General features: G+C 41.9%; 22 protein-coding genes. 6 read left to right on the top strand and 16 right to left on the bottom strand.

The window, feature by feature from the left end; translation table 11 throughout:
- Positions 1-195: 195 nt before the first annotated feature.
- Positions 196-537: a DUF3802 family protein gene (locus HGG78_RS11575; protein ID WP_171980514.1), complete on the top strand. Its 342-nt coding sequence runs from the start codon at positions 196-198 to the stop codon at positions 535-537.
- On the opposite strand, the gene HGG78_RS11580 is transcribed toward HGG78_RS11575, so the two are convergent.
- Positions 534-1046 (bottom strand): C40 family peptidase, encoded by a 513-nt coding sequence (locus HGG78_RS11580; protein WP_172532960.1) that lies wholly within the window; start codon positions 1044-1046, stop codon positions 534-536. The genes HGG78_RS11575 and HGG78_RS11580 overlap by 4 nt on opposite strands.
- Positions 1047-1189: 143 nt before the next feature.
- On the opposite strand from HGG78_RS11580, the gene HGG78_RS11585 reads away from it, so the two are divergent.
- Entirely contained in the window at positions 1190-3181 is a 1992-nt protein-coding gene (locus tag HGG78_RS11585; RefSeq protein WP_422108885.1) for a methyl-accepting chemotaxis protein, read from the top strand.
- On the opposite strand, the gene HGG78_RS11590 is transcribed toward HGG78_RS11585, so the two are convergent.
- Entirely contained in the window at positions 3182-3973 is a 792-nt protein-coding gene (locus tag HGG78_RS11590; RefSeq protein ID WP_172532962.1) for a sterol desaturase family protein, read from the bottom strand.
- Positions 3974-4050: 77 nt separating this feature from the next.
- Here HGG78_RS11590 and HGG78_RS11595 point away from each other — a divergent pair, with 77 nt between their 5' ends.
- Both HGG78_RS11595 and nagK read left to right on the top strand, forming a co-directional pair.
- Positions 4051-4788, top strand: coding sequence for a tRNA-uridine aminocarboxypropyltransferase (locus HGG78_RS11595; protein WP_172532963.1), 738 nt, complete (start codon positions 4051-4053; stop codon positions 4786-4788).
- 153 nt (positions 4789-4941) lie between these two features.
- Positions 4942-5850 (top strand): N-acetylglucosamine kinase, encoded by a 909-nt coding sequence (gene nagK / locus HGG78_RS11600; RefSeq protein ID WP_172532964.1) that lies wholly within the window; start codon positions 4942-4944, stop codon positions 5848-5850.
- 82 nt (positions 5851-5932) lie between these two features.
- Here the strand turns inward: nagK and HGG78_RS11605 are convergent, their stop codons facing one another.
- From HGG78_RS11605 to HGG78_RS11630, 6 genes are all read right to left on the bottom strand, one after another.
- Entirely contained in the window at positions 5933-6202 is a 270-nt protein-coding gene (locus HGG78_RS11605) for a DUF2960 domain-containing protein (RefSeq protein ID WP_172532965.1), read from the bottom strand.
- A 133-nt stretch (positions 6203-6335) separates the two neighbouring features.
- On the bottom strand, positions 6336-8111 hold the full coding sequence (locus HGG78_RS11610; RefSeq protein WP_172532966.1) for a bifunctional molybdopterin-guanine dinucleotide biosynthesis adaptor protein MobB/molybdopterin molybdotransferase MoeA: 1776 nt from the start codon (positions 8109-8111) through the stop codon (positions 6336-6338).
- The gene (gene mobA / locus HGG78_RS11615) at positions 8108-8695 is read right to left on the bottom strand and encodes a molybdenum cofactor guanylyltransferase MobA (protein ID WP_172532967.1); all 588 of its coding nucleotides are present in this window, start codon (positions 8693-8695) and stop codon (positions 8108-8110) included. The genes HGG78_RS11610 and mobA overlap by 4 nt, the downstream gene beginning before the upstream one ends.
- Positions 8673-9389 (bottom strand): energy-coupling factor ABC transporter ATP-binding protein, encoded by a 717-nt coding sequence (locus HGG78_RS11620; protein WP_172532968.1) that lies wholly within the window; start codon positions 9387-9389, stop codon positions 8673-8675. Before HGG78_RS11620 ends, mobA begins: the two co-directional genes overlap by 23 nt.
- Positions 9390-9397: 8 nt before the next feature.
- Positions 9398-10096: an ABC transporter permease gene (locus HGG78_RS11625; RefSeq protein ID WP_172532969.1), complete on the bottom strand. Its 699-nt coding sequence runs from the start codon at positions 10094-10096 to the stop codon at positions 9398-9400.
- Positions 10097-10104: 8 nt separating this feature from the next.
- Complete coding sequence (locus HGG78_RS11630; protein WP_172532970.1) at positions 10105-10920, bottom strand: ABC transporter substrate-binding protein; 816 nt, start codon at positions 10918-10920, stop codon at positions 10105-10107.
- A gap of 245 nt (positions 10921-11165) precedes the next feature.
- Between HGG78_RS11630 and HGG78_RS11635 the strand changes: the two genes are divergently transcribed.
- Together HGG78_RS11635 and HGG78_RS11640 are read left to right on the top strand one after the other, a co-directional pair.
- On the top strand, positions 11166-12659 hold the full coding sequence (locus tag HGG78_RS11635; protein WP_172532971.1) for a sigma-54-dependent transcriptional regulator: 1494 nt from the start codon (positions 11166-11168) through the stop codon (positions 12657-12659).
- On the top strand, positions 12649-14679 hold the full coding sequence (locus HGG78_RS11640) for a sensor histidine kinase (protein WP_172532972.1): 2031 nt from the start codon (positions 12649-12651) through the stop codon (positions 14677-14679). Before HGG78_RS11635 ends, HGG78_RS11640 begins: the two co-directional genes overlap by 11 nt.
- A gap of 57 nt (positions 14680-14736) precedes the next feature.
- Here HGG78_RS11640 and fbpC read toward each other — a convergent pair whose 3' ends face one another.
- The 8 genes from fbpC to HGG78_RS11680 all read right to left on the bottom strand — a co-directional run bounded on the left by fbpC (position 14737) and on the right by HGG78_RS11680 (position 26294).
- A complete protein-coding gene (fbpC, locus tag HGG78_RS11645; RefSeq protein WP_168786709.1) occupies positions 14737-15792 on the bottom strand; it encodes a ferric ABC transporter ATP-binding protein in 1056 nt (351 codons plus the stop codon).
- 17 nt (positions 15793-15809) lie between these two features.
- Entirely contained in the window at positions 15810-17906 is a 2097-nt protein-coding gene (locus tag HGG78_RS11650) for an ABC transporter permease (RefSeq protein ID WP_172532973.1), read from the bottom strand.
- A gap of 175 nt (positions 17907-18081) precedes the next feature.
- Entirely contained in the window at positions 18082-19116 is a 1035-nt protein-coding gene (locus HGG78_RS11655) for an ABC transporter substrate-binding protein (RefSeq protein WP_172532974.1), read from the bottom strand.
- A 129-nt stretch (positions 19117-19245) separates the two neighbouring features.
- Positions 19246-20577, bottom strand: coding sequence for an MFS transporter family glucose-6-phosphate receptor UhpC (uhpC, locus tag HGG78_RS11660; RefSeq protein ID WP_171980525.1), 1332 nt, complete (start codon positions 20575-20577; stop codon positions 19246-19248).
- A gap of 87 nt (positions 20578-20664) precedes the next feature.
- The gene (locus HGG78_RS11665; RefSeq protein WP_172532975.1) at positions 20665-22284 is read right to left on the bottom strand and encodes an MASE1 domain-containing sensor histidine kinase; all 1620 of its coding nucleotides are present in this window, start codon (positions 22282-22284) and stop codon (positions 20665-20667) included.
- An 8-nt stretch (positions 22285-22292) separates the two neighbouring features.
- Positions 22293-22928: a response regulator gene (locus HGG78_RS11670; protein WP_171980527.1), complete on the bottom strand. Its 636-nt coding sequence runs from the start codon at positions 22926-22928 to the stop codon at positions 22293-22295.
- Between the two features lie 119 nt (positions 22929-23047).
- Positions 23048-23926: a mechanosensitive ion channel family protein gene (locus HGG78_RS11675; RefSeq protein WP_171980528.1), complete on the bottom strand. Its 879-nt coding sequence runs from the start codon at positions 23924-23926 to the stop codon at positions 23048-23050.
- A gap of 19 nt (positions 23927-23945) precedes the next feature.
- Positions 23946-26294, bottom strand: a complete 2349-nt coding sequence (locus HGG78_RS11680) for an AAA family ATPase (protein WP_172532976.1) — start codon at positions 26292-26294, stop codon at positions 23946-23948.
- Positions 26295-26458: the final 164 nt, after the last annotated feature.

Raw genomic sequence — 26458 nt, forward strand, 5'->3', positions numbered from 1 at the left:
CCTTAAAGGACTACATTTCCTATTTTTATCAACGATATTTAAGTTTGAGATATTGTTGATACTAGATACTTATCAATAAATTGATGAAAAATCGCACCATTAAACTATCAAATCTGTGAAAAAGAGCTGACATGGCTTAGTATTGTTTAAGGTACAGTGATTACTGGCAATTAAGCGGTAAAGCGGAGAATTAAAGTGGTTGTAGAAACCGATGGCTATTTGGCTCTGATTGAGCACCTCTCTTTCAATATGGATGTATTTACATCTGGTGGGGATATTGGCTCAGAGAGTGTGGAAGATGTGGTAACCGATATGGTTGCCAGTAACATCATGGCTATTTTTGAACAAAACCCAGACCTGCATTCAAGTGTTCGTTTTCAGCTATTAAAAGAAGCGGATTCAGTCGTTGAAGATCTGGGTGAAGTGTTGGCCGGCGTTTGGAATAAACCTGCAACTAACGAACAGATTATTTTCTTGGATGAATATATCGCATTGGTGAAAAACCTGTTTGATTCTGCTGTAGCGAAGTACGATTAATTGACGTTAGGCGGACTCATTATCCGCCTAAACTGCCAAAATTTAGATGCCCAATATGGGTTATCAATCCTCGATATCATTACACCTTTGGATGTCGAAGCATGCATAAATTTCTTATTACCTAAGTAAACCCCAACATGGTTAGTGGTTCTTGATGTTTTAAAAAACACCAAGTCTCCTCGTTGTGCGCTGTTGTATTTAACCTGACGTCCCGTTTGGCTTTGTGAATGAGTCGTTCTTGGTAATGGGATTTGCCACACATCTCTAAACGCAATTTGAACGAACGCAGAACAATCAACCCCCATTTTTGAATTTCCCCCAAGTTGATAAGGCACTCCTTGCCAACTTTGAAATACCAAACCGAGCTCATCTTCGGAATTATTGATGATCGACTTAACCTCTTGCGCCGTCACAGTAGTAGCGTTTGTTTGAGGTGGCGTTGGCACATTGCTACAGCCTGCAAGAATAAATACTAGCAACAAGTCACATAATGATCTGCATTTAAGCATTTGTCATCTTACTGAAATTCAAGTGAAACATTTCTGAAATACTCCCTTCATACCATGGTTTGAGTCTTATTTGCCTACTTAATTATTTCGTCGTATTTATTATGAATTCTTTGCCAAACAAACAGCTTCGCTCGCTTTCACTCATGCAAACCATCAGTGCTATTTTTATTGCTATCATCCTGCTTGTTATATTATTGGCAGTGTTGAGTTTAAAAAGTATGGAAAAGGTAGGCCTGCAATTTTCTAACTTAGCTGAACAAACTTTACCTTTAGCATTAAACAATGCAAGCCTGACACAAAATATCTTAGAACAAGTGCAATACCTTGGTGACGGTATTCGTACTGAAAATCAACTCGAATTAAAATCAGTCAACACTCAACTAAACCAACTGAGCTTGAAAACACAAGTACTTATCGAACAACTTTTCTCGATATCTTCTCATTTTGGTACCACGATTACACCGCAACAAAAAGAGCAACTGCAAACTAAAAATATCAACTTTCAAACACTGATTAAGTCAATTTTGGCAGCACAAGCTGACCAGCTTGAACAGCAACAATCGATTGAGGCTGCGGCTCGCGTATTTCGATATGGGCTGAGCTCTGTCGGCCCTGAAATGAACCGTATTAGTTCGTTTTTATCGATGGACAACCCAGAATCTATGGATGCCGCAAACCGATTTATTGCGAGTGCCAGCTCAATGGAAAGCACATTTTTATTGATGATGATGCAACGAGATCCTCAACTTGCCTACGAGCAATATAAAGAGGTTAGAAACCGAATGGCAAGCATCGACTTGGCATTTGATGATTTTAAAGAGTGGCATCCAGATGTGATGGAATATACAAGTTTAACAGCACCATACGACATGGTTAAAGCGGGTTTCACGGATGGCGGAATCTTGCAGAAAATCCTAAAAAAGGTCGAACAAGGGAAGTTACAGCGTTTAGAAATGAACCAAGCCGCCCAGATAGCAAAAGAGACAATAGTACAGTTGAATGCTATTTCAAATGCGGCAAGTGGGTTAATAAAGCAAAGCGAAAATGTGGTTCATGATGCGATGTATCGAGTTGAGAGAGTGCAATATATTGGTGGTATAGTGTTAACTGTTTTGGTACTGCTGTCTTGGTTAGGATTACGTCATTGGTTGAAAAAAGGACTGGATAACTTAATGGTAAGGTTATCGTTATTAACACAGCACGATTTCTCTCAACCAACAATGTTGATCGGCCCTAATGAGTGTAAAGAAGTCGCTGTAAAATTAAACCAAGTGATCGCGTCGACAAATGAATCACTATCAACCGTTACCCGCAACTGCGAAATCCTATACCAAAATGCCGAAACCAGTCACGATGCTGCTGATAAATCAAATATTAATATGATGCTGCAAAATGACTCGCTAGTGAGCATGGTTACCACTGTGACGGAGCTAGAGTCTGCTATTCGTAATATTGCTATGGTGACCAATGAATCGTATGAAGAATCAGTGTCGGCGAGCAAATATTCATCACAAGGTGTTGATGTTATTGAACAAAATAGAGGCCGTTTAGAGTCACTTGAAAATACCTTACACCTAAATGAAGTCGCGATGCTTGAATTGGACAGTCGAGTGAAGCAAATACGTGAAATGGTGGATATGATCAGCGGTATTGCGGATAGCACGAATTTGTTAGCCCTCAATGCCGCAATAGAAGCGGCAAGGGCAGGAGAACAAGGACGAGGCTTTGCTGTCGTGGCTGATGAAGTACGAAAATTAGCAAGCGATACATCACAACAGACCACCAATATTCGTAGCATGATGAATGAACTCACAGCAGCAGCAGAACGCTCTCGCCAAGCAGTCTATGAGTCTCGCCAAGAAATGACCAATGCGTTGCACTCTAGTGATGAGGTAAAGACAACCTTCGAACAGATCGAGAAAGCCGTTGAGCATATTCGCGACAGAGTTGAACAAATTAGTGTTGCCACTGAAGAGCAAGAACGAGCGACAGCAGATGTTAGTCGCTCCATCACTCAGGTTTCAGCGCAAGGTGGACAGACCAAATCGCAGCTAGAGGCAATGGTTGAAAGCTCAAAACAGGTCGCTGCAATCGCAGGTGATCAACAAGCCATGCTGCATAAATATCGCTTTTAGTTATTTTTCCCGAAATGGTTGGGTCAGCATTTTATCCAACCATTGCTCACGCGTTTGTCTGAACAGCGGAATACCAATCTTTACCGCATCATGCCCTAATTTCGGTTGAGCTCGGTAAGTATCAAACAGGCGATCCCACCATGACAAGAAAAAACCAAAATTGGAATGCGTTTCCCGTGCAATCACTGAATGATGAACGCGATGCATATCTGGAGTGACAATAAACCATCGTAGCTGATGGTCTAATTTCAAATTCAATTTCGCATTACTATGGTTAAACATCGCGCTAGCATTCAATAATATTTCGAATATCAATACAGCCAACGGATCGATACCCAAGATCAGCACGCTTGCTATTTTTATCCATAAAGATAAAACAATTTCGATGGGGTGGAAGCGAGTACCTGTTGTCACATCAATATCTTGATCCGCATGGTGCATACGGTGCAAACGCCACAACCAAGGAACAAAATGAAAAAATACATGCTGCGCATAAATAATAAAATCAAGCACAATGACGGCAATGATGACCTCAATGCTGGTAGGCAAGGTTAACCAATTAAACAAGCCTATATTCTGCATCTCCGCCAAATTTGCCGCTTCAAAAGCGAGGAGCGGCATCAGCAATGAGAGACACAGGCTATTTAGCCCAATCAACCCTAAATTATTCAGCCAACGATTGAGCTTATTTTGAGTTAAAACCTTGCGCGGCATCAGCCACTCCCAACATGCACACAAGACAAATACAGCAATAAAAAAGCTTAAGCGGATCAATTCTGGATTATGATTCATGGTTATCTTTCTGTGCTAGGAATCTGGCTTTACTGTAAGTACAATCGCAACCACTTTCCAGTTTAAACATTGGTTTTATGAGAATTCACGCTTTTAATCACCTCTATCAACACCGCATCGGTTTATCGACCAAACCATTTCAAGCACGCGGAGCAAAAGTAGAACGTTGCCCATATTGTCAGATAGCCATTGAGCATTGCTTATGCCCGTTCCAGCCGGATATTGAAAGCAATGTCGCTATGCTTTTATTGGTGTCTGAAAATGAGGTGTTTAAACCTAGTAATACTGGACGTTTAATTGCAGATGTAGTGAAAGAGACTTATGTTTATCAGTGGAATCGCACAGAACCCGACGCTCAAATGCTCGCACTCTTACAAGATCCTAACTATCAACCAATTGTGATATTTCCAGAAGAGTATGTCGAAAATAGAGAACGAATGTTACTTAAACTACCGAAAGTGGGCGACAAGCGTAAACCATTGCTGATTTTCCTAGATGGTAGTTGGCGCGAAGCAAGGCGCATGTTCCGTAAATCACCTTATCTCGATACCTTGCCTGTTATGTCAATTTCGCCACAAACCGTATCGCAATATATGATGAGAAAATCAGAAAATGATCAACATCTATCAACCGCAGAAGTGGCCTCTTTAGTGCTAAATGGAGTAGGTGAGGAGCAAGCGTCATCAATGCTTACGCAATGGTTTGAAGTGTTTAGAGAAAGCTATTTATTAAGCAAAACTCGTTTAAAACGTGATTTTAGTAAACCTGTGTTGAAACATTTCATCGAGCAAAGCAAAAGCGAGAGATCACTCTAAAGTTGATGGTTTAAGTGCTGCGATATTATCCAAACAGACTTGTGAACCAGATAAATTCGCACTATGTCACGGAACGTAGGCGTAGCTCTGTGGATAATGCCAAAAGATTTATTTTATCGCTCATCGATTCGAGTGAATTTTAGGAGAGATTACATGTACTACGGCTTTGATGTCGGTGGCACTAAAATTGAATTTGGTGCATTTAATGAGAATTTAGAACGTGTTGCGACAGAACGTGTACCAACCCCAACGGATGATTACAATTTGCTGGTCGACACGATTGCAGGGCTAGTGAATAAATATGATGCTCAGTTTGGTGTTGAAGGTAAAATTGGTTTAGGTCTTCCCGGTATGGAAGATGCCGATGATGCCACTGTTCTGACCGTCAATGTACCTGCCGCAAAAGGCAAGCCGCTTCGTGCTGATCTCGAAGCAAAAATTGGTCGTAGTGTTAAAATCGAAAACGATGCGAACTGTTTTGCACTTTCAGAAGCTTGGGATGAAGAACTCAAAGATGAACCTTCCGTGATGGGGCTTATCCTCGGCACTGGTTTTGGTGGTGGTTTGGTTTATCAAGGACAAGTTTTTTCTGGACGTAACCATGTAGCAGGCGAGTTTGGCCATATGCGTCTTCCTTTAGATGCATGGCTACACCTAGGTGATAATGCGCCGATGCTGGGTTGTGGTTGTGGTAAAAAAGGTTGTTTAGACAGTTATTTATCTGGTCGTGGCTTTGAGCTTCTTTACGAGCACTACTACGGTGAGCAAAAGAAAGCGATCGATATCATCAATGCCAATACTGAAGGTGAAAGCAAAGCGACGGAACATGTTGAGCGTTTCATGGAGTTGCTCGCTATCTGCTTTGCAAATCTATTCACTGCTAACGATCCTCACGTAGTTGCCCTAGGCGGCGGCTTATCAAATTTCGATCTTATTTATCAAGAAATGCCGAAACGTATACCGAAACACCTACTTTCCGTTGCGAAATGCCCAAAAATCATCAAAGCAAAACATGGCGATTCTGGTGGCGTGCGTGGCGCTGCATTCTTGAATATCAAATAGTCAATATCAACGACAAAGGGCTTGCATGCGCAGGCCCTTTTTTATAAGCATATCTGGTTTTTACAACGATTCGCTGTATTGGTTATTTGGAACCTTTCTTACCAACGCCTACGTTTTCTTTTTGTTGCAGTGTCAACTTGCTAAAACCAAGCTGTCTAAAGTGGTTATCACGGTAATTACGCACGGCTTTGGTATCTGAAATGGCTTCTAATTGCTGTTCCATTTTCAAAAACTCAGTAATATCTATCCCTTCAGCTTCGGCGACAGCTTCGTGAATATTGTGGTGTTTTTCATAAGAAAAAGTCAGCGTTTTATCTTCATTTTTATAGGTGTACAAAATGGTACGAGCCATGATTATCTCTCTAAAATCATCATTCCCTGTATTGGGAAAAGAAACAAAGGCCGATATTTTCACACCAGCCTTTTAAAATTGTGTCTTGTGGATCGCTTAAAACTGTCACAGCAATGACCCATAAGTTATGAGGCTAGATTCTGCCTTGAAGTGGGATGATTGTCACGCTTTCACCGGCTTTTACACTATCAATGGCAGGAGAAACTTCAATTAAACAGTTTGCTTCGCTCATAGAACGTAGTATGCCTGAGCCTTGTTTACCGGTCGTTTTCACTTCCAGTTGACCTCGCTCATTGATCGAATAAATACCGCGACTAAACTCTGTACGACCTTGTCGTGAGCGAATAGATTCAGCTGCAGTGGCATTGACTTTCAAGGGCAGCCAATTGACTTCACCTTGCATCTTTCGAATCGCAGGTTCAACGAAATTGATGAACGAAACCATCACGGCGACAGGGTTACCCGGCAAACCAAAAAATGGTTTTTGATTTATATGGCCAAATGCTAATGGTCGACCCGGGCGCATATTGATACGCCAAAAATCAATCGTGCCTACTTTTTCTAGCGCCGATTTAATAAAATCAGCATCACCAACCGATACACCACCAGAAGTAAGAATCAAGTCGGCGTTTAAAGCCGCTTCATTTAACGCATCGATCATTAAGGTTTCGTTATCTTCAATAATGCCGAGATCAATAACCTCGCAACCAAGTTGATTGAGTAGGCCTATCAACGTAAAGCGATTAGAATCGTAAATTGTGTTTGCAGCCTGAATGGTTCCTGGAGCTTGAACTTCATCACCAGTAGAGAATAACGCCACTTTAAGCTTGCGATAAACCGCACAAGTATCAAAACCCAATGACGCTATCATCCCCATCTCCGGAGATGTGATACGTTGTCCGTTGGTAAATACATCTTGGCCTTGCGCCAAATCTTCACCAGCTTGACGCACATTTTGCCCTTGTTTGATCTGTGCATCGGAAAAAGTGACCACGTCACCATTGAGTTGCGCTTGTTCACGCATTACTACAGTATCTGCATGTAGGGGGACGGGGGCTCCAGTCATGATTTTTACCGCTTGCCCTTTTTCTAACGGTAGTTCATAGGCATGCCCAGCCATGACTTCAGCAACTATTTGATAGCTGTCTTTTTGCAAATCATCTCCGCGTATCGCATAGCCATCCATTGCTGAGTTGGTGTACTGCGGGACATTGATTGGGGAGGAAATAGCCGTGCTTAGCACGCGATTGTATGCAGTCGAGATGGCAACTTGCTCTGACTCATCAAGAGCATTAACTAATGACAAGATTTTATCCTGCCCTTGAGTAACCGATAAAAATGCAGGAGAAAGCACGTCACAACACGCGGCTTCCGTTTTCCCTTTTGTGTCATTAAAGCGCTGTATATAGTCGCTAACAAAGTGTGCGATAGCATCAAGATCATTAATGTCCATCTGTGGCAGAGAACTGGAAACCGTCTCATCAGCAGCAATCGCGATAATGTTATCATCATTTGGATAAAGCCATGGTTTACCGACTTCAGCACGGTGTAATTCAATCTTTGGAAACGCAATGTTTTTGCATCCCTCAACCAAAATGACATCCAATTGATTACAATCAAAACGAGAAAGCAAGTATTCAAATTCAGCTTCAGCGTCGACAGTTTCAGTCATCATTGCATGTCGATAGCGAGAAGCCACCAACATTTGCGATGCACCAGCCTTACGCAAGCGATAGCTATCTTTACCCGGCTTATCAACATCAAAATCGTGGTGGGCATGTTTCAATACGCCAAGCTTTAACCCCGATTTGGTCAGTTTTGGAAGTAGCGCTTCAAGCAAAGTAGTTTTACCGGTGCCAGAGTAGGCCGCAAAGCCAAGCAAAGGAGTTGAAAAGTTTTTAGCAGTCATGATTGCAGCGTTCCAAATTGAGCGAGTTCTTGAGGGGTATTTAAGTTTAAAAAACAGTTGGGTGAGTCACTAAAATCCACATAATGCGTGTTACATTCTTTATACAACAGAATGATTTTGCGATCGCCGCGTTGCAAAAAAGCACTCAGTTTTGGTAAGACTCGTTTATGAAAAAGAGTAAAAACAGGCTGTTGATACTCACCGTCATGCGCGACCAATATATCGCTAGTCTCTTGCACAGCGTTACAAAATCGAACCACAAGATCATCGTTGATTAAGGGGCTATCGCAAGGAACAAAACCCACCCAGTCTCTTTGGGCATGGCTTAAACCAGCATGAATCCCCCCTAAAGGGCCTGGGTAACCAGTAAAAGTATCTGAGATCACAGGGGCGAAGTCGCTGTATCGTTGTTGGTTACGATTGGCATTGATAATAATGGTATTGGTTTGTGGTTTTAGTTTATCAATAACATGTTCAACTAAGGGTTTATCGTTAAGTTCAATTAACCCCTTATCTTGCCCGCCCATGCGGCTAGCTTGTCCACCGGCTAAAATAACCCAGCTAGTTTGAGTGGGAAGTAACATACACGCTCTCTTGAGTATCTTCTTTAATAAGATGCAGTAATGGTGATTCAATAAGGGTTGTCTCTTTAATCCACCATTGCTTGTGACAAAGGTTGGTAAGCGCATTGGTTTGATGGCTAGTAATCACCAAACTGGCTCCTCTTTTAAGTAAATCTTTGGCCATTATAACCAATCTTTCGATGGATTCTTGATCCAATGAGGCACTCGGTTCATCCATCAATAAAATCGAAGGTTTTAAAATCCAAGCTCTTGCCATCGCAACGCGCTGTTTTTCTCCACCAGAGAGCACAGATATATGCTCATTAGCTAGCGTCTCAAGGCCGACCATACGTAAAGCGGTGATGACTTCAGCACGTTTATGTTTAGCTGAGAGTGACTGATAACGAATGCCATAAACAACGTTCTGAAAAACAGTGCCATCAAATAAGTAAGGGGATTGATGAAGGTAAATAACATCCTTCTGAGCCTGCCTAAAGCCGAAATATTGATACCAACATGATGAAGCGTTATTTAAATAGCCAGTCGTCGGTTTAAGAAGACCTGATAAAATTTTCAGTAATGTCGTTTTACCGACACCGTTATCACCTTTTAAATAAATGGCATCGTTTGGGCCGATTGATAGCGTAGGGATATGAAAAAGAACACGATCTTTAAAACGCATTGATAATTGTTGTGCTGTGATGTTAACTGTCATAGCTTTCCTTACGTTCTCATGTAACCTTTACCGCGCATACTCGACAGCATGAAATTCAGAATCAAGGCTAATGAGAGTAGCACCATTCCTAATGCAACACCTTGTGCAAATGCTCCTTTATTACTTTCTAACGCAATAGCGGTGGGGATGTTGCGCGTTAGTCCCATAATGTTACCTCCGACCATCATCGAACAACCAACTTCAGTGACAATTCGAGAAAAACCTGCAATCGTGGCAGCAAGCAGTGGAAAACGAGTTTCCCAGATAACAGTTGCGGCAATGCGTGGCAGTGAGGCTCCCAGTGTCATTGCTGTTTCAACAACACGACGATCGCTGGCTTGTAAAGCACCATGCATCATCGACACCAATATGGGAAAACAAACCAGCATTTGCCCTAAAATCATCGCCTTTTGGGTAAATAGCATTTGCCAATCACCTAACGGTCCAGACCGTGAAAGCAACATGTAAAGCAGCAAACCAATCACGACTGTAGGTATCGCTTGTAGGGTATTGATAAGCGAAAGCAGTACCCATTTCCCAATAAAATTGCAGTAAGCCAGAGTAAAAGAGAGCAAAACTGCAGGTAATAAAACCAATGAAATTGAAGTGAGAGAAACACTAAAGGAGACCGCAACGATCTCCCAAAGTTGAGTATCAAAGCTCGCCAATAAAGCAAGTGCATCTAATGTTGTTTGCCAAAGGCTCATTGCGTTTGTTACTCGTTCGCATTAGCAACAAAGAGTTGCTGACCATTTAATTTAAACGCATTGATCAACGCTTGACCTTTTGGGTTAACCAACCAATCACTGAACGCTTTAGCACCTTGATAATTGGTACTTGGGTAACGTTCAGGGTTAATCAAAATGACTTGATAAGGATTAAACAGGTTTTTATCCCCTTGGAATAAAATCTTTAAGTCTAATTTATTGGTGTAGGCGAGCCATGTGCCACGGTCGCTTAATGTATAAGCTTGCATTTCTGAAGCTATATTCAACGTAGGTCCCATACCTTGCCCAACGGAGCGATAACCACCGAAATTAGGCTCAATGTTGGCCTGTGCCCAAATACCCAGTTCTTTTTTATGTGTTCCAGAATCATCACCACGTGAAATAAACGTAACCCCCGTGTTGGCGATCTTTTTAAACACTTCCGTCAACGCTTTTTGCTGTGCAATCTGCGCCGGATCTGATTTTGGGCCGACAATGACAAAATCGTTATACATCAGTTTACGCGGTAACACGCCATAACCATTCTCAACAAAAGTCTTTTCTGCTTTCGGCGCGTGCGTCATGACTAAATCTACATCGCCATTTTCACCCATTTTCAACGCTTTACCCGTACCAGTTGCAATCACATCGACTTTATAACCAGACTCTTTTTCAAATTGAGGCAATAAATAATCAAGCAGCCCTGAGTGATAAGTGCTGGTTGTCGTTGCCAGTCGGATTCTAGAATTATTTTCGGCACTTGATGCTGAATAACTGATTAAAACCAAAGATGCAGTTGCGATAGTAAAAGCCGTTTTTTTCATTTGTTATTCCATTGATAAAGGGGATAAAGCCAATAACTGAACATTGCGTATCAATGCTACATAGCAAACAAGGTGCCAGAAATTATAAAGGTTTTGCGGATAATTTTGTCTCATATCAGTAAATTAAGTGACAACCCTCAGAAACTTAGACAAAATGTCCCATCTTACACCCACTCAACGTGTGGTTAGTTGGTACACTCTGTCCCAATATTAAAATCTTGCGCACAATATCAAAAGAGAAGCTTATGACCCACTGCATCGAGACTCATTCAGCACTGCAATACCAAGCATTTTCTGTCCTAGTAGTTGATGATGAAGTCGGAATGCAGACCGTGCTCAAAAAAGCACTGAGCAAATGGTTTTCAAAAGTTGATTGCACAGGAAGTATTGAAGAGGCGGAAGAGCTTCGCAGTGCTAATCACTATGATTTGATTGTGCTAGATATTAATCTACCCGGACGCTCAGGTATCGAATGGAAAGAAGCGTTTGAAGACCCAGATAAACGCGCTGACGTTATTTTTATGACTGGCTACGCAGATTTAGAAACCGCGATCAGTGCCTTAAAATTAGGGGCCTCAGACTTTATCTTGAAACCCTTTAATTTGAGCCAAATGCTGCAAGCAGTGCAGCGCTGTATGGACAAGCGTTTAAATGAACGCATGCAGTACGCACTGCAACACAATTTCAAACATCACTGTACCTCCGAAATTATTGGTGGTTCATACAAAACTCAGCAACTTAAACAACTAATTGTGCAATTTGCGCCATCACGAGCATCCGTTTTGATTGAAGGAGAATCGGGGACCGGCAAAGAATTGGTGGCTCGTGGCGTTCATCAAGCCAGTGGTCGTCAAGGTCCATTTGTGGCCGTAAATTGTGGTGCAATTGCTCCAGAGTTGTTAGAAAGTGAGTTGTTTGGCCATACTTCTGGAGCGTTTACTGGCGCGAAAAAAAGCCGAGAAGGGTTGTTTCGTGTCGCTAATGGCGGGACGCTATTTCTTGATGAAATAGGTGAGATGCCGCTTGCCATGCAATCATCACTCTTAAGGGTATTAGAGCAGCGCTCCATTCGCCCCGTCGGTTCTGAAAAAGAGATTCATATTGATGTCCGAGTCGTGGCGGCAACCAACCGAAATTTGCAAAAAGAAGTCGAGAATGGCAATTTCCGCAGCGATCTTTACTATCGTCTCAATGTATTAAAAATTGAAGTCAGCCCACTAAGAGAGCGCAAAGCAGATCTTAAAGAATTGGTTCCATTTTTTACGCGTATGCTGACTTCAGAGCTCGGTATGCAAGACCCTAAGTGGGCTCATGAAGATACGTCAGCAATTCAAGACTACAATTGGCCTGGGAATATTCGCGAACTGAAAAATCTCATTGAGCGTTGTATCTTACTCGGTAAACCACCTGCTCATTACTGGCGAGAGATGCATGGAATCACTGAGTCGCAAGGCTTATCTAAAATAGCAGAATTAAGTGTGACGGAAGAATTCATAGTGACACCGTCACATCAAGTTGTTCCATCAACGTTAGATACAACTTCATACCAAGCAAATACTTATCAAGGTTATCCGTGTGACTGGACACTGAAACAGGTAGAAAAAGCACACATCCAACAATTAGTGCAACACTACGAAGGGAATAAGTCCGCAGCCGCTCGTGATTTGGGCGTCGCAAGAAAAACCTTGGAGCGTAAATTCAAAGAGTGGGAAAGCGAGGAAAACGCCGATGCCAATTAATAGTCATTGGTTGAGAAAATGGCGTTTCCGCTTTAAAACCATGGTGCGTTATCGGTTATTGATTTTATCGTCGGCACCCATTTTCTTTACGTTATTTGCGCTGATCGCCATTAGTATTTATTGGTCCATTCACTATACATGGCAAAGTGCACTGATTGATGTCTCTGAACGCTTAGGCGTTGCCGAAAACAGTATTGGGCTATTACAGCAAAAACAAGCCAATTACGTTAAGGCATTTTCTGAGTCCTATGATTTCCGCATCCGAGTGAGAAATCCTAAACAATATCAACAGCTAAATCAGTGGGTCAGCGAACAAAAGAAACGTTATTCGCTCGACTTTTTGCGTTACGAAAGTGTCGATACTCTTGAGAAAAAATTCCGCTACCTTGATCTGACCAAGCAAGAATCCTTTTTTGATGTATTAACGGAACAAGAGCTAAAACAACTAGATAGTGACCTCGCAAAACGGGCTCAAACTCCAATTCTCAATGACCAACAAATAGAAACTCGTGGGTTGGTCAGTCGCACCGTAATACCGATTAAAAATCAACACAATGACATTATCGGATTTTTAGATGGTGGCTTATTGCTAAATAACAGCACGGTATTAGTCGATCAAATCCGCGATCTGATTTATCCAAGCAAGCTCGATAGTTTAAGGCCTTTGGGCACCCTGACTGTTTTCTTAGATGACTTACGTGTAAGTACCAATGTTCCGTTAGATAGTGATCAACACGCGGGCAGGGCGATTGGCACTCGCGTTTCTTCGGGGGTAAAGCAAAGGGTTTTGGGAGAAGGCCAAGAGTGGGTTGGTCGTGCGTATGTTTATGACGCTTGGTATATCACCGCCTATCAACCGATCAAAGATCAGTATGATAATGTTATTGGTATGCTTTATACCGGTTATTTAATGTGGCCGTTTGTGAAAACCTACTTGACTAACATCGTTGAAATTGGTGTCACAACAGTTCTGCTGCTAGTTTTATCAACATGGTTTGTTTACAAAGGCTCACGAGATTTATTCCGACCAATAGAGCAGATCCATAAAGTAGTTAAGCTGGTACGTTTGGGTAAAAACCAACGTATTGGAGAGCTTGGGTTTGATGACCAACATGAGCTCACACAGTTAGCTAAGCAATTCGACAACATGCTTGATCTTCTGCAACAGCAAAATGAAGAAATACGCCAAGCTGCGTTTGAATTGGAAGAGAAGGTTAATGAGCGAACATTGAGCTTGCGTGAAAAAACCGAGCAATTGGAACACCACATTAAATTGCTTAATCAAACACGAGATAAACTCATCATCAACGAAAAACTTGCTTCACTAGGTGAGTTAACTGCTGGAATCGCACATGAGATCAATAACCCAACCGCTGTAATTCTCGGCAATACCGAACTAATAAAATTTGAACTTGGTGACGACACACAGCGTGTCGAAGAAGAGCTAGATGCGATCATGCTGCAAATAGATCGGATACGAAACATTACTCGTAGTCTACTGCAATACAGTCGGCAAGGCGGCATTCAAGATCAGGTGACGTGGCAACACATCAACCCGATTATTGAAGAAAGTATTACGCTAGTTAAAACCGGAAACAATAAGCGTGATATTGAGTTTAATGTTGATTTAAAAGCACATTCATCGGTTGAAGTGAATCGGCATCAACTTCTGCAAATTTTAGTCAACCTGATGATGAATGGTATCCATGCGATGAATGGCTGCGGCTGTTTAACGATTAACAGTGAAGACTGGTACAAAAATGAAGAAAGTATCGGTGCTATCATCCATATTCAAGACCAAGGTTGTGGCATTAAACCTGAAAATATCAAACGAATATTTGACCCTTTTTATACTACCAAGCGCGATGGTACTGGCTTAGGACTTTCCGTATCTCAAAGCCTTCTTAGCCAAACGGGAGGGCATATTGAAGTCCGTTCAGTATTGGGAGCTGGTAGTGTATTTAGTGTCTACTTACCACGGAAGATGGAAAGCGATTTATTTGTTACTCAAGTCAGTTGAAAAAACGCCTCTGATTAAGGAGGCGTTTAGGTTTTTTACAATGAAAAGGCTGATCAGTTATGCGTCTTCGGGCAGTAAAAATAACCCGACAGGATTGATGCTCAAATAAGCATGATCAGCGTAACTGGGATCAAACTGAGAAGAATTTAGCTGTAATAACAATTCTTTATTGTGCCACTTAACCAACACTTCATACATTGAACCCATATAAGCAATGCTGGTAATTTCACACTGTTGACACGCTTCACCTTCAGTGCAAAGTAAAATGGCTTCTGGTCGCACACCAATTTGATAATTACCCGTTGGCAAGGCGGCTACGCTCTCATCATCTGCTGGAATTTTGTAACCATTAATGATTAAGTGTGATCCATCATAACTGCCATCGAAAATATTCGCTTCCCCCATAAAGTTTGCCATAAACATCGATGCAGGGTGCTTATACAATTGAGTTGGTGATCCTTGCTGCATTATATCGCCATCTTTCATTACAATAACCGTATCAGATACAGCAAATGCTTCTGCTTGGTCGTGAGTTACATACAAAGAAGTAATATTAAAACGCTGCTGTAATTCACGAATGGTTTCACGCATGCTGCGCCTTAAGTTAGCGTCAAGGTTACTCAACGGCTCATCAAATAACAATACTTTAGGTTTTAAGACCAGAGCGCGAGCAAGAGCAACACGTTGCTGCTGACCACCTGAAATTTGGTCAACATAACGCTCACCAAACCCCTCTAGATCAACCAACCTAAGCGCTTCATCAACTCTTTGTTTCACTTCTTCTTTGCTCAAACCGATCATTTTTAGGCCATAGCCGACGTTGTCGTGCAATGAAAGGTGTGGGAATAGCGCATAAGATTGAAACACCATACAGATATCACGTTGTTGGATTGATGTATTGGTGACATCTTCGCCATCAATAAAAATTTGTCCGCTAGTCGGTTTCTCTAAACCCGCGACCAAGCGCAATACGGTGGTTTTCCCACACCCTGACGGGCCAAGTAATGTCACTAAGCTGCCTTTTTTTATTTCTAAGTCTACATCTCCAATAACAGTTTTATCACCAAAACGTTTGCAGACATTTTTTAGAACGACAAAGTTTTCATTTTCCATGTTTATATCTCCAATCGTTATTCTTGGTTAGTCGCTTTAGAACGTGAAACACGAGCCTCACCAACGATAAAATCAAATATCAAAATAATGGCTAACATCACCACAATTAAAATTGAGCCATAAGCAATCGCTACACCATATTCACCATCTTCTACACGATTCAATATATAAGATGTTGCAACACGTGTTTCCGGAGTCACCAAGAATATAATCGCGCTAACGGTGGTCATGGCACGTACAAAGCTATAAATCAACGTCGATAGAATCGCTGGACGCAATAGAGGTAATAAAATATGAGTAATGGTTTTAAAGGAGTTCGCTCTTAGACTGAGTGAGGCTTCATCTAAGGATTTATCTAATTGACCTAGCCCAGCGATACCCGCACGAATACCTACTGGAACATTACGCATTACCATTGAGATCACGACAATGGCTGCCGTACCCGTCAGGTAAATAGGTGCATCGTTAAAGGCAAGGATGTATGACACACCGGCGACCGTGCCGGGTACTGCGAAACAAAGCATCGTGGCAAATTCTATGACTTTTTTGCCATAAAATTGCTGGCGAACAACTATATAAGCGATCAATAAACCAAATAATGCCGTTAATGGCGCGGCAACGCCTGCGTAAATCATGGTCGTGATCAATGATGGCCAAGCACCTTCACTCATTCCCATACCAAATAGATGGATATAGTTTTTTAGCGTTAAGCTGTAATCAACACCCCAGTTAACGGTGAAGCTACCGAAGATAATGCTGCCATAGAGAAGAATGTTAAATACCATCCAAAAATACAACAGACCCGAAACCGAGTGTTTAAGCAAGGTTGGTAGTGCTTGTACATCACCACGATACGATTTTCCTGAAATAGTTACGTACGAACGTTTACCTATCCACAAATACTGAACCACAAAAATCGCCAGTGAAAACAACAGTAAAACAGCGCCCAGTGTACTAGCTGAGGCATAATCTAATTGTGCACCAGCAATATAGAAGTAGATTTGTGTTGCCAATACGTCGAAGCTTCCACCTAGTACTAACGGGTTACTGAAATCAGCTAGTGATTGAACAAATATGATCAAGAAACTGTTTGCTAAAGCAGGTTTCAGCAATGGCATTACGATCTTGAAGAAGGTTTGATAGCGATTGGCACGCAGTGTATAAGATGCTTCTTCTAAAGAAGGATGCAGCGATTTCATTGCGCCATCTAGAATCATGAACGACATTGGAGCGAAGGCGAGCACTTGCGCCATCCAGATGCCTGTAAATCCATATAACCAGTTGGTTTGCTGTAGCCCAAACCAATCGACCATCAATTCTGTAATATAACCAGAACGTCCTAACATCAAAGTAACCCCAAGACCCACAACAAAAGGTGGGGTTACAATTGGCAAGATAGAAAAAATACGCGCAATAAAAGCGGAGCGAGTAGCAATTCGAGTTGTGTAGATAGCAAATATCAGACCGAAGAAGGTAGCACCAATCCCGACGGACACACCAAGGAATATCGAATTCCAAATGATTTGTATGATCTGAGAGCGACCTAATATATCAATGAATTGCCAGGCACTAAAGTTACCCAGGTCGTCTTTAAACATCGGTACAAAGATGGCAATACTCGGAAATATGATAAAAATGGAGATCAGTAGAATGATCGATATTAATGCACCAATGACAAAGCAATCCCCCCCTAGAAACTCAAGACGGGCAAAGGCTAATGTCATCACCGCACCTAAAGCAATGAAAAGCGCGATGGTGGAGTAGCCCAAACCGTGTTGGGTATACCAAGAGCTGAGTAAGACGATGAGCATACACGTTGCAGAATAACCAATATCAAAATAGTGGCGGTGCTTAGCGTATTTATTTTGCGCTTTACTGGGGCGAATTAAGAGAAGGGTAGGTAGTGCAAACCACAACCAAGAAATGTTGAAGCCACTCCAACCCATGGCATCGTAAAATTCTTGTGAGGTTGACTCAAATACCCCGTAATCAAGGGCAAAAGATGGCAACAGCACAAATGCACACAATAAAGTGATGATCCAATAAAAAATGGGATCTCTGTGCGACTTATTTTGCTGCTGACGTGGTGCTGTGTCCGCTGCGAGTTCATTCATTTGTTTGTACCAAAGTAGTGAGCAAAGGAGCATTGAGCTATGTATACACAAATTTTTAATCAAGAAAGGTGTGCAATAGCGCTGATAAGTAAAAGACCAATGAAGATGAGTTCCATCGTGCGAGTAAATGGGCAGCTCAATACTGCCCATACATTCACGTTAATGAGTGAAGAAATTATTCACCCATTTTAACGACATTAACCCACTTGTTAATCAATCGTTTACGTTCATCTGACGAACCATAAGTATCCATATCATAATCAATCAATGTCAGTTTTTGAGGATCTAATGCATTTGGAGATTGCTCTGCCTGAGTATTAGTCAAAATTTGGAATGATTGGCCTTTTTTCCATGCTAACTCTTGGCCTTCTTTGGACATGACCCAGTCAACAAACAATTTAGCGTTATCAATATTGCGAGCACCTTTAATAATGCTTACACCACCAATTTCATAACCTGTTCCTTCACACGGTGAAATCAATTCCAGTGGTGCGCCTTTTGATTGCTCAAGGGAATAATCATGTAAGAATCCAATACCGATAGCAATTTCACCACGCGCAGCGTTGCGAGAAGGGGTAACACCTGATTTGGTGTATTGAGATATGTTTTTGTCGAGCGCTTTAAAGTAATTAAAGGCTTTATCTTCATCCCAAAGTTGAATGAAAGTCGCCAAAGCGGTATACGCTGTACCGGAACTTTGTGGATCGGCAATTTGAATTTCACCTTGGTATTCTGGCTTGGTCAAATCACTCCAGCAACGTGGGATTTCAATCCCTTTTTCTGCCAGTCTTTGCGTATTAACGCCAAAACCTAAAATTCCCATGTAAACGGCAGAAGAGTAATTGCCTTTGCGTTTGGCTGGGTCTTTAAATCCATCCATGATGAACTCAAGTTGAGGTGATGGGTAAGGTTGTAATAGATCCATCTCGCCGGCTTGAGATTGCGGATCTAATGTGCCTCCATACCAAACGTCTGCTCGAGGGTTATTTTTCTCTGCTTCGATTTTCGCTAATGTACTGCCTGAGCCATTACGAACAAAGGAAGTTTTTACATCGTATTTTTCTGAAAATGCCTTAGTTTCTGCTTCACACATGGCGTTAGTTGCACTGCAATATACGACTAATCGACCTTCAGCAAGCACTTGAGGTGCAGCCAATGCCGAACCTAAAATACAAGTCGCGAGTAAGGTGCGATATAATTTATCTTTCATGTTTGTTTCCTCTTGTTATTTTCATCACTTAACGCAGGTGTAGGGAGGCGTTAAGTTCTCATCACATTCCTGTGATATCTTTTTTACTGCGCATTAGCAGTGAAATTTTGAAAACAACGTGAGGAAGAATTAAGGCATAGTGACAGCATTCCCTGCACGTTGTTGTGCTTTTAGAAAAGGTAGGATCAACAGTCCTATTAATGCAGCAGATAAGGTGATAACGCTGAAAAACCCTTCCCAACTAAATTGTTCAATAATCAGAGCGAGCGGGTAACTGGCTAATGCCGCGCCAAGATACCCAAATAACCCCACAAAACCCGTAGCGGTACCTGCCGCATCTTTGTGTGAACATTCAGCAGCAGCCATCCCAATCATCATTTGCGGGCCAAAAATAAAGAACCCAATCGAGAAAAAGCACCCTGAAAGCACCACAAAATTATTAATCGGTGTGAGCCATAGCGCAGCAACAGAAATAAAAATCCCCAACGCAAAAATCAAATTCATTGGTGCTCGATTGCCACGGAAAAATTTATCTGATCCCCAACCACCAAATAGTGATCCAAGAAACCCACCAATTTCGAACATAGAAACGGCGGTATTGGCTGAAAAAAGGTCATAGCCGTGTCGTTCAGTAAGGTATAAATTTCCCCAGTCGTTAATAGCTATGCGTACTACATAAACCAGAAAGTAAGAGCTACATAACAGCCAAATGTACTTATTGCCTAAAACGTAAATACGTAAAATTTGAGAAAAGTTAAGTCCTTTTCCTTCTGCCTCGTGGCGCTTTTCAAGAGCGTCGTTTCGCCATTCACCGACAGACGGTAACCCAAGGGTGATTGGTTTGTCTTGCATGCGAAAACACAACACCAGACCGACCACAATGGCCAAACAACCAGGAGCAATAAAACCGTATCGCCATCCAAAAGTGACAGCTATAAAGCCAATACTGAGGGGGATCAATGCACCACTTAAGTTGTGACAAGTATTCCAAATTGACCACCAGAATCCCCGTTCAGTTCTTGAATACCATGTGGTTAATAGTTTTGCGCATGGAGGCCAACCCCAACCCTGGAAAAAAGCGTTGAGTGTCCAAAGCACTGCAAATACAGCAAGTGATGAACTAAAACCAAACAGCACATTAATAACGCCAGTCGCTATCAAGCCCAACCCCATGAAATAACTTGGTTTTGATTGGTCACTCACCATGCCTGATACAAACTTAGAGAGACCATATGTCACGTAAAATAATGTGCCGAGAATGCCAAAATCTGAATGTTCTAGCCCTAGGTCACTTAGCATCGCAGGCATAGCAAAATTGAGACTTTTCCGCGTAAAATAAAACACCCCATAGCCAACGTACATCGAAAGCATTAAATGCAAGCGCCAATACCGGTAGGTTGCATCTATCTGAGATGACTCTATGGGGGCTGATGTTGGTTTTGATATCATAAAACCCATCATGCTTTGTTTCTCCCTAGTGCAAAATAATGGTATCGGACTGATTCATGAAATGAATGAGACAAAGTTATAAATGACTAGGAAATTTTCCTAGTTTGATGGTGTTGTGGATGGTTTTGTGGGCAAGTTAACAGTTATACGCGTACCAGGTGGAGCGAGAATAGACTTAGAATCAATAACAAAATGCCCACCGAGGGCGCTCACTCGTTCTTCTATCCCTAACAATCCTTGCCCTTTTGTTCGCCAGTCGCTTGGCAAGCCAATGCCATTATCTCGTAGTTCAACACTGAACATTTCTCCAGGAACAATACTTAATTGTACCGATGAAGCCTGAGCATGTTTGCAAACGTTATTCAATAATTCTTGAATGATCCGGTACAGAGTGACTGCGGTTATATCATCTAAACGTTCAGCAAAAATGCCAAAATTCAGGCTAAAATCAACGTTTCGCTCAGTAAATCTCATTTCACTTGCTAATTGCCGAATAGCATTTTCCAAACCAAGCTCATCTAATGCGTGAGGACGCAATTGGGTTAATAATTGGCGGGTAGAGGAGTGAATACGCATGGCTAGCGAATTGATAGTCTGTGCTATATGAGTCTGTTTTTCATTGGTTGAGAGTCGATCTGCCAGCATCGACTGAATTTGAATAGCAGTAATATTTTGTCCGATTTCATCATGCAACTCACGAGCTACAGATTTACGTATTTGCTCTTCGACATGTACTAATTGCCTTGTCAGCTGTTGTTTATTTCTTAATTCTTGCTCAAGTTTTCTATTTATTTGTGTTAGACGATGAGCCAACAAATACTGACGACTGATTGCGATACCCAATCCCAAGCCAACAAGCGCTTGGGTTGCAATGAAGCTTTGCAATTCCATATCCGATTCGAACGAACCTGTGACTTGTCTTGCTGTGGCAAGCAAAATACTGTTCATCATGCTAGCTAAAACACCACCTTGCCAGCCATATTGATATGCCATAAAAATATTAGGCAGCAAAAAAAGCAGTAAAGCTAACGGCTTTAATTGCTCAAGTAACACAAGCTCTGCAATCAAACCACCACTAAAAAACAGTAAGCACCACAGTAACGCGGAGGGTCGTAACGTCACTTCATGGTGAATGAGTGTCGGGGAAAGTGGGTTCCAAATCTGCTGATGCAAATAGTCGTATAGCAAAAAGAGAAACGGGGTTAGCAATACTCCGCCAGTAATGGTTGCAACGGTAACTTGAACAACATAATGAAATTCAAGCTCAAGCGGTTTTATCAACAACAGAACACCTGTACCGCAAATTAGCCCGTAAATTAAAGTCAAACCAGTAAGTGCCAAGATTTTTTGCCAATAGTCTTGCAATGAAGCCCAAAGAGACTGAAATGCAATAGCGAGCCAATAGGCGATTAAGGCAAATAACAAAAGCAGATATTCATGGCCAGGGCTCTCTAAAATCTGGCCTAATGACCACGCAATGAACATTTCGCATAGTGTAATGCCTAACCACAAGCGCCTCGGTGACAAGGTTAAAGTGGCTAACTTTAGTCCGGTTGGTAGAAGTAGACCTGCGAGTAGTAGATCGGGGGCTAGGTAATGGCTGATATTCCATAAACAAAACCAACTGATCGAATACAATACACAGGCAAAAACGTAGCTAAAACTAGAGGAAAGCGATAACCAAGATAAGCTTGCAGAAGAGGGTGAAAGAGAACGCATGATAGCGGTTACACCGACTCATTAGCCAATAACTGATGAGTGATAGCAAACCGAATCAAGTCAACATTATTGGAAAGCCCAAGTTTGCTAAGAATATTGGCACGATGTACATGAATGGTTTTGTGGCTTATGGATAAGTCATGGCCAATTTCTTTCACATCTTTTCCCAGTATTAGATGTTCAAACACCTCTCGCTCACGCTTTGTTAACCCTTCGAGTACCAAAGGAACCCCTGAAATGTTACTAAGGTTGATTAATGCATCCGCGCAAAGATAACGGTCACCGTTTGCAACGGTACGGATTGCACTGACAAGTTCGCCTGGGCCGCATCTTTTGGATAAATAACCACAAGCGCCAGCTTCTAATGCTTTGCTTACAAAAGAAGCTGAATCATAAATAGAAAGAATGATTGCTTTGAAATGGGGTTGAGATTGGCGCAATTTTTCTAGTAACACTAAGCCACTTTCATCAGGCATCGAAATATCAATAACTGCGAGGTCTACAGAGGCAGTCGACAAAACGCGGTATGCATCTCGAGCATTACTGTATTCACTATGTACTATGATGTCTGGTTCTACAGATAACAACTGTGCGAAACCGGATCGAACCATAATATGGTCATCGACTAAGGCAACTGAAATCATACGGGCATCCTATGCATTTGCCGCGATAGTCGCAGATGTATCAATAAGTATCAAAAACAAGCGTATGGGATGTGATTACTCTCCCGAAACTGATGTGTTAGCCAGTGACTTTAATTAAATTAACTGGCGTACACCGCAATTTTTGGCGGCTTAATGCCATGCTTTTTAAACTCTTTCATCACACGCAGGGTAATGTCCGTTTCGAAAAGCTTTTCATAAGCGGTATCGACCACGTAAGCCTTACAAGTTAATTGTATGGCTAAGTAGTTATCAGTGATTGTCTGTTTGACTAACACGGTTACGGGCTTGGGTAAGTGGATATAACGGCTCGATGATGCAGCTTCTTGGATTAAGTCTCGCGCCATGACAATGTCTTCATCCATTCCAACATAAAATGGGATCACCACCTGCATATCGAGAGCGCCATAGTTACCACTGACGGTGACTTCGTTTAAGAATTTGTTGTTGGGAATCGTGATGATGTCGTCAGAAAGAGTTCGCATCCTAACAGAACGTAAACCGATGGTGATGATATCACCATAATTCCCTTCAAATGTGACACGGTCACCCACCTGAAATGGGCGGTCGATCATAACCGTTAGTCCGGCAATGAATGATGCGGCTAAGTCTTTCAGCGCAAAGCCCACAGACACTGCAAGCGTACCACCTATTAATGCAAGTATTTGATCATTAATACGAAAACTCATCATAAATACAACTAAACCGGCCGTCATGTAGATAAAAAACTGCAAAAATGACTGAAGCTTTTGCAGTAACATTCGGTATTGCACAAATTGGCGACCAATACTTTCTACCATCGAATTCATAAACTTAAGCAGTAACCAAGTCGATGCGATGACCAGCAGTGAGAAGAAGACACCACTCCAACGAATTAAACTGGCGAACTGTTGTATATGTTCTGCATTTGCCATCTCTTCAGTGGCAAAACATGGAGCAGCAAACAACAGGCTAGCTCCAATAATTATTACTTTTTTCATCAGTACATTAACCATTATTTTATTTCACCAGCAGATGTTGACGGTCGAGCACATTGGTAATGTGGCGGAACCAGTGGTCTGAGATCCTTGCTTTGTCCTCATTCCATTCGATAAACCCACGGCTTTGAAAGTAACGGAGAGTCCCAATGACTTCTGAAATACTCAACTGAGTACATTCAGATAGTTCTTCTGGTGAGGCAATTTCAAGCTGCACGATAGACCGGAGTACCGCCAACATCGGTTTGGGCATTTTCTCCAATTCTTGAGATTCTGGAGCGTGAAAAAGACGAACCACTACTTGATCGGTTTCTTTATTGCGATTCAATGATAGACGGAAAAAACGCAGCGCTACAGTAGGGTTACCATCGGAGTAATGCCACAAAATTCGATAGAATCCTTGTTTTGCACGTTCTTCTTCGGTTATTTCTTCTTGATCCCATTGCTTAGGAACTACCAATCCTTCAAAACTGATTGGCGTCTCTATATCTCGATTGATACGGCTATCCAATAATTGCTGAATTTGCTTTTCGTTCCAACGTGGTAAGAAACTAACCCAATCAAATAACAATCGCTCCCCTCTGGCTCTATCCACAAAGCGCCAACTCGCTTTGGCGATAGCCATCACCACTCGATGATTTTTTTTAGAGCGGCGAAGCAAGTTTGTTAGGCGGATTAAACCAGAAAGCCCCCCGACCATCGGTTTCACTAAACGTTGTGCATTATCAACAGCAATGAAATAAGTAACCTCACTTTTTCGTAGATATGCCAAGACTTGAATTTCACTTGCGTCTTCTTCTAACCCTAAGTTGAGAGCCAGTAATGAGAGCAATTCACTAAAACCTGAGTAAGGGCAACTTAGGTAGATTGGCTCTGCATTTTTGACTCGATGCAGAAGAGTATAAAGCAACGTTGTCGTGCCCACACCACGTTCACCGGAGACAACGCAAACCGCAGGACTATCGGTCATTAGATACTTAGAAAGCTGCTTGATTTCATCGCCCGCGTAGTCAATTAACTCACTGTCGATAGACCCAGGAAGAACGTAATTAAAATTTTCTTCACCTTTAATTCGAACCAAGTTCTGACTACCATTGGCATTACCGGTTTGTTTTGCAACCTCGATGCGAAACAAATAAGCGAGCGCTTGGCTAAAAAAAGTATATTCGGATAGGGCGGAAATGAGTTTGTGCTTTAGGGTATGTAATAAGAGCCAAATAGCGGTAATCGCTGTAGCAACGATTCGTAACACATAACTGTCTTTTTTGCTGATAGCCCATGCCACAAGAAGCGGGCGTTCATTTAACTTGCTCGCTTCAGTAAACACTTTTTCTCGCCACAGTTGTAATACCGAAATGGTCACCAGTACAAACCAGAAAAATAGTGCGCTGTTTATCCAGTAATAAATAGTACCTTTGCCTAGGGTTCGCATTGAGATCTGCAAAATAACACCCGCGATTATCGTACTCCAAACATAACGGCGAATGGTGGATAAACGTAGCGCGGTCACTTCTTTGTTCGCTGAGCGTGAACTACGGGACACAAATTCCAAAATGAAACTGACTGCAATTGAACCACCCAAGATCCACCACGTGAAAATTTCGAGGACAATTAAATGCTGTAAGCTTGGTATCTGTGATAAAACCTGTAGCGATAACGTAATTGTAATCAACCAGGCCAACGCTTGATTTGCTCGGCTTAAATACCAAATAATACGTATCCACAGTGCTGGATTATCACGGTTTTTGATCTGAGTTTGGTGAAAGGTGGAGATAAGACGTCGACTGTTTGTCAGCCACCAAGTCAAGACCAAATAAAAGAAGAACACTTTAAGTGTTGCCCAAATGACGGGGATAGGAGAGATAAGAAGATCACTGAGCAATGATTTAAAACTACGCAACTGAAAATACAGTAAGTATTCGGCATTCAATTGCGTTAGCTGCCATTCCTGCTTCACCTGCTTAACACCATATGGCCCAAAACCAGTCAGTTGTTCGCGTGTCGTATCACTTGTCAATTGTAACAACCGTTGCTTGCTTAAACTGAGACTATTCAAAGTTAAATAGCTTGATTCAATTGCTGACCAGACGACTTCACGATTACCTTGCCGATACTGGTGAAGCTGAGATTCAAAGATCTGAATTTGCTTGCCTTGCTCAGCAAGTACCTGCGACAACAAATGCTGCACTCTCGCTCGCTCATCACCCGACATAAAGAGTGGTTCTGGAAGTTGGCTAACTTCGCTAGCAAGCTGATTAGCGGTATAATTGGCCTTTGATGTTGTCGCTTGGAAATCATATTCCCATTCTGCCTGTGCAGATTGAGCAAAAACAACCACAGCTAAAAATAAAAAGCGTAATAGAAAACGCATAGAATCACTTATCAGTAATGAATATATCGAATAAAAGTTTAGCCGATATATTGAAGAAAAATAGGAACTTAGTAATAAAAACAGTGTTAAGCCTTATAACACAACCAGAAGTTTATCGTTGTCTCACTTATGAAGTGCCGTACAATGATCAGGCTCCATATCAT

The sequence above is a fragment of the Vibrio aestuarianus genome (assembly GCF_012395185.1).
In the GTDB taxonomy this organism is placed as follows: Bacteria; Pseudomonadota; Gammaproteobacteria; order Enterobacterales; family Vibrionaceae; genus Vibrio; species Vibrio aestuarianus.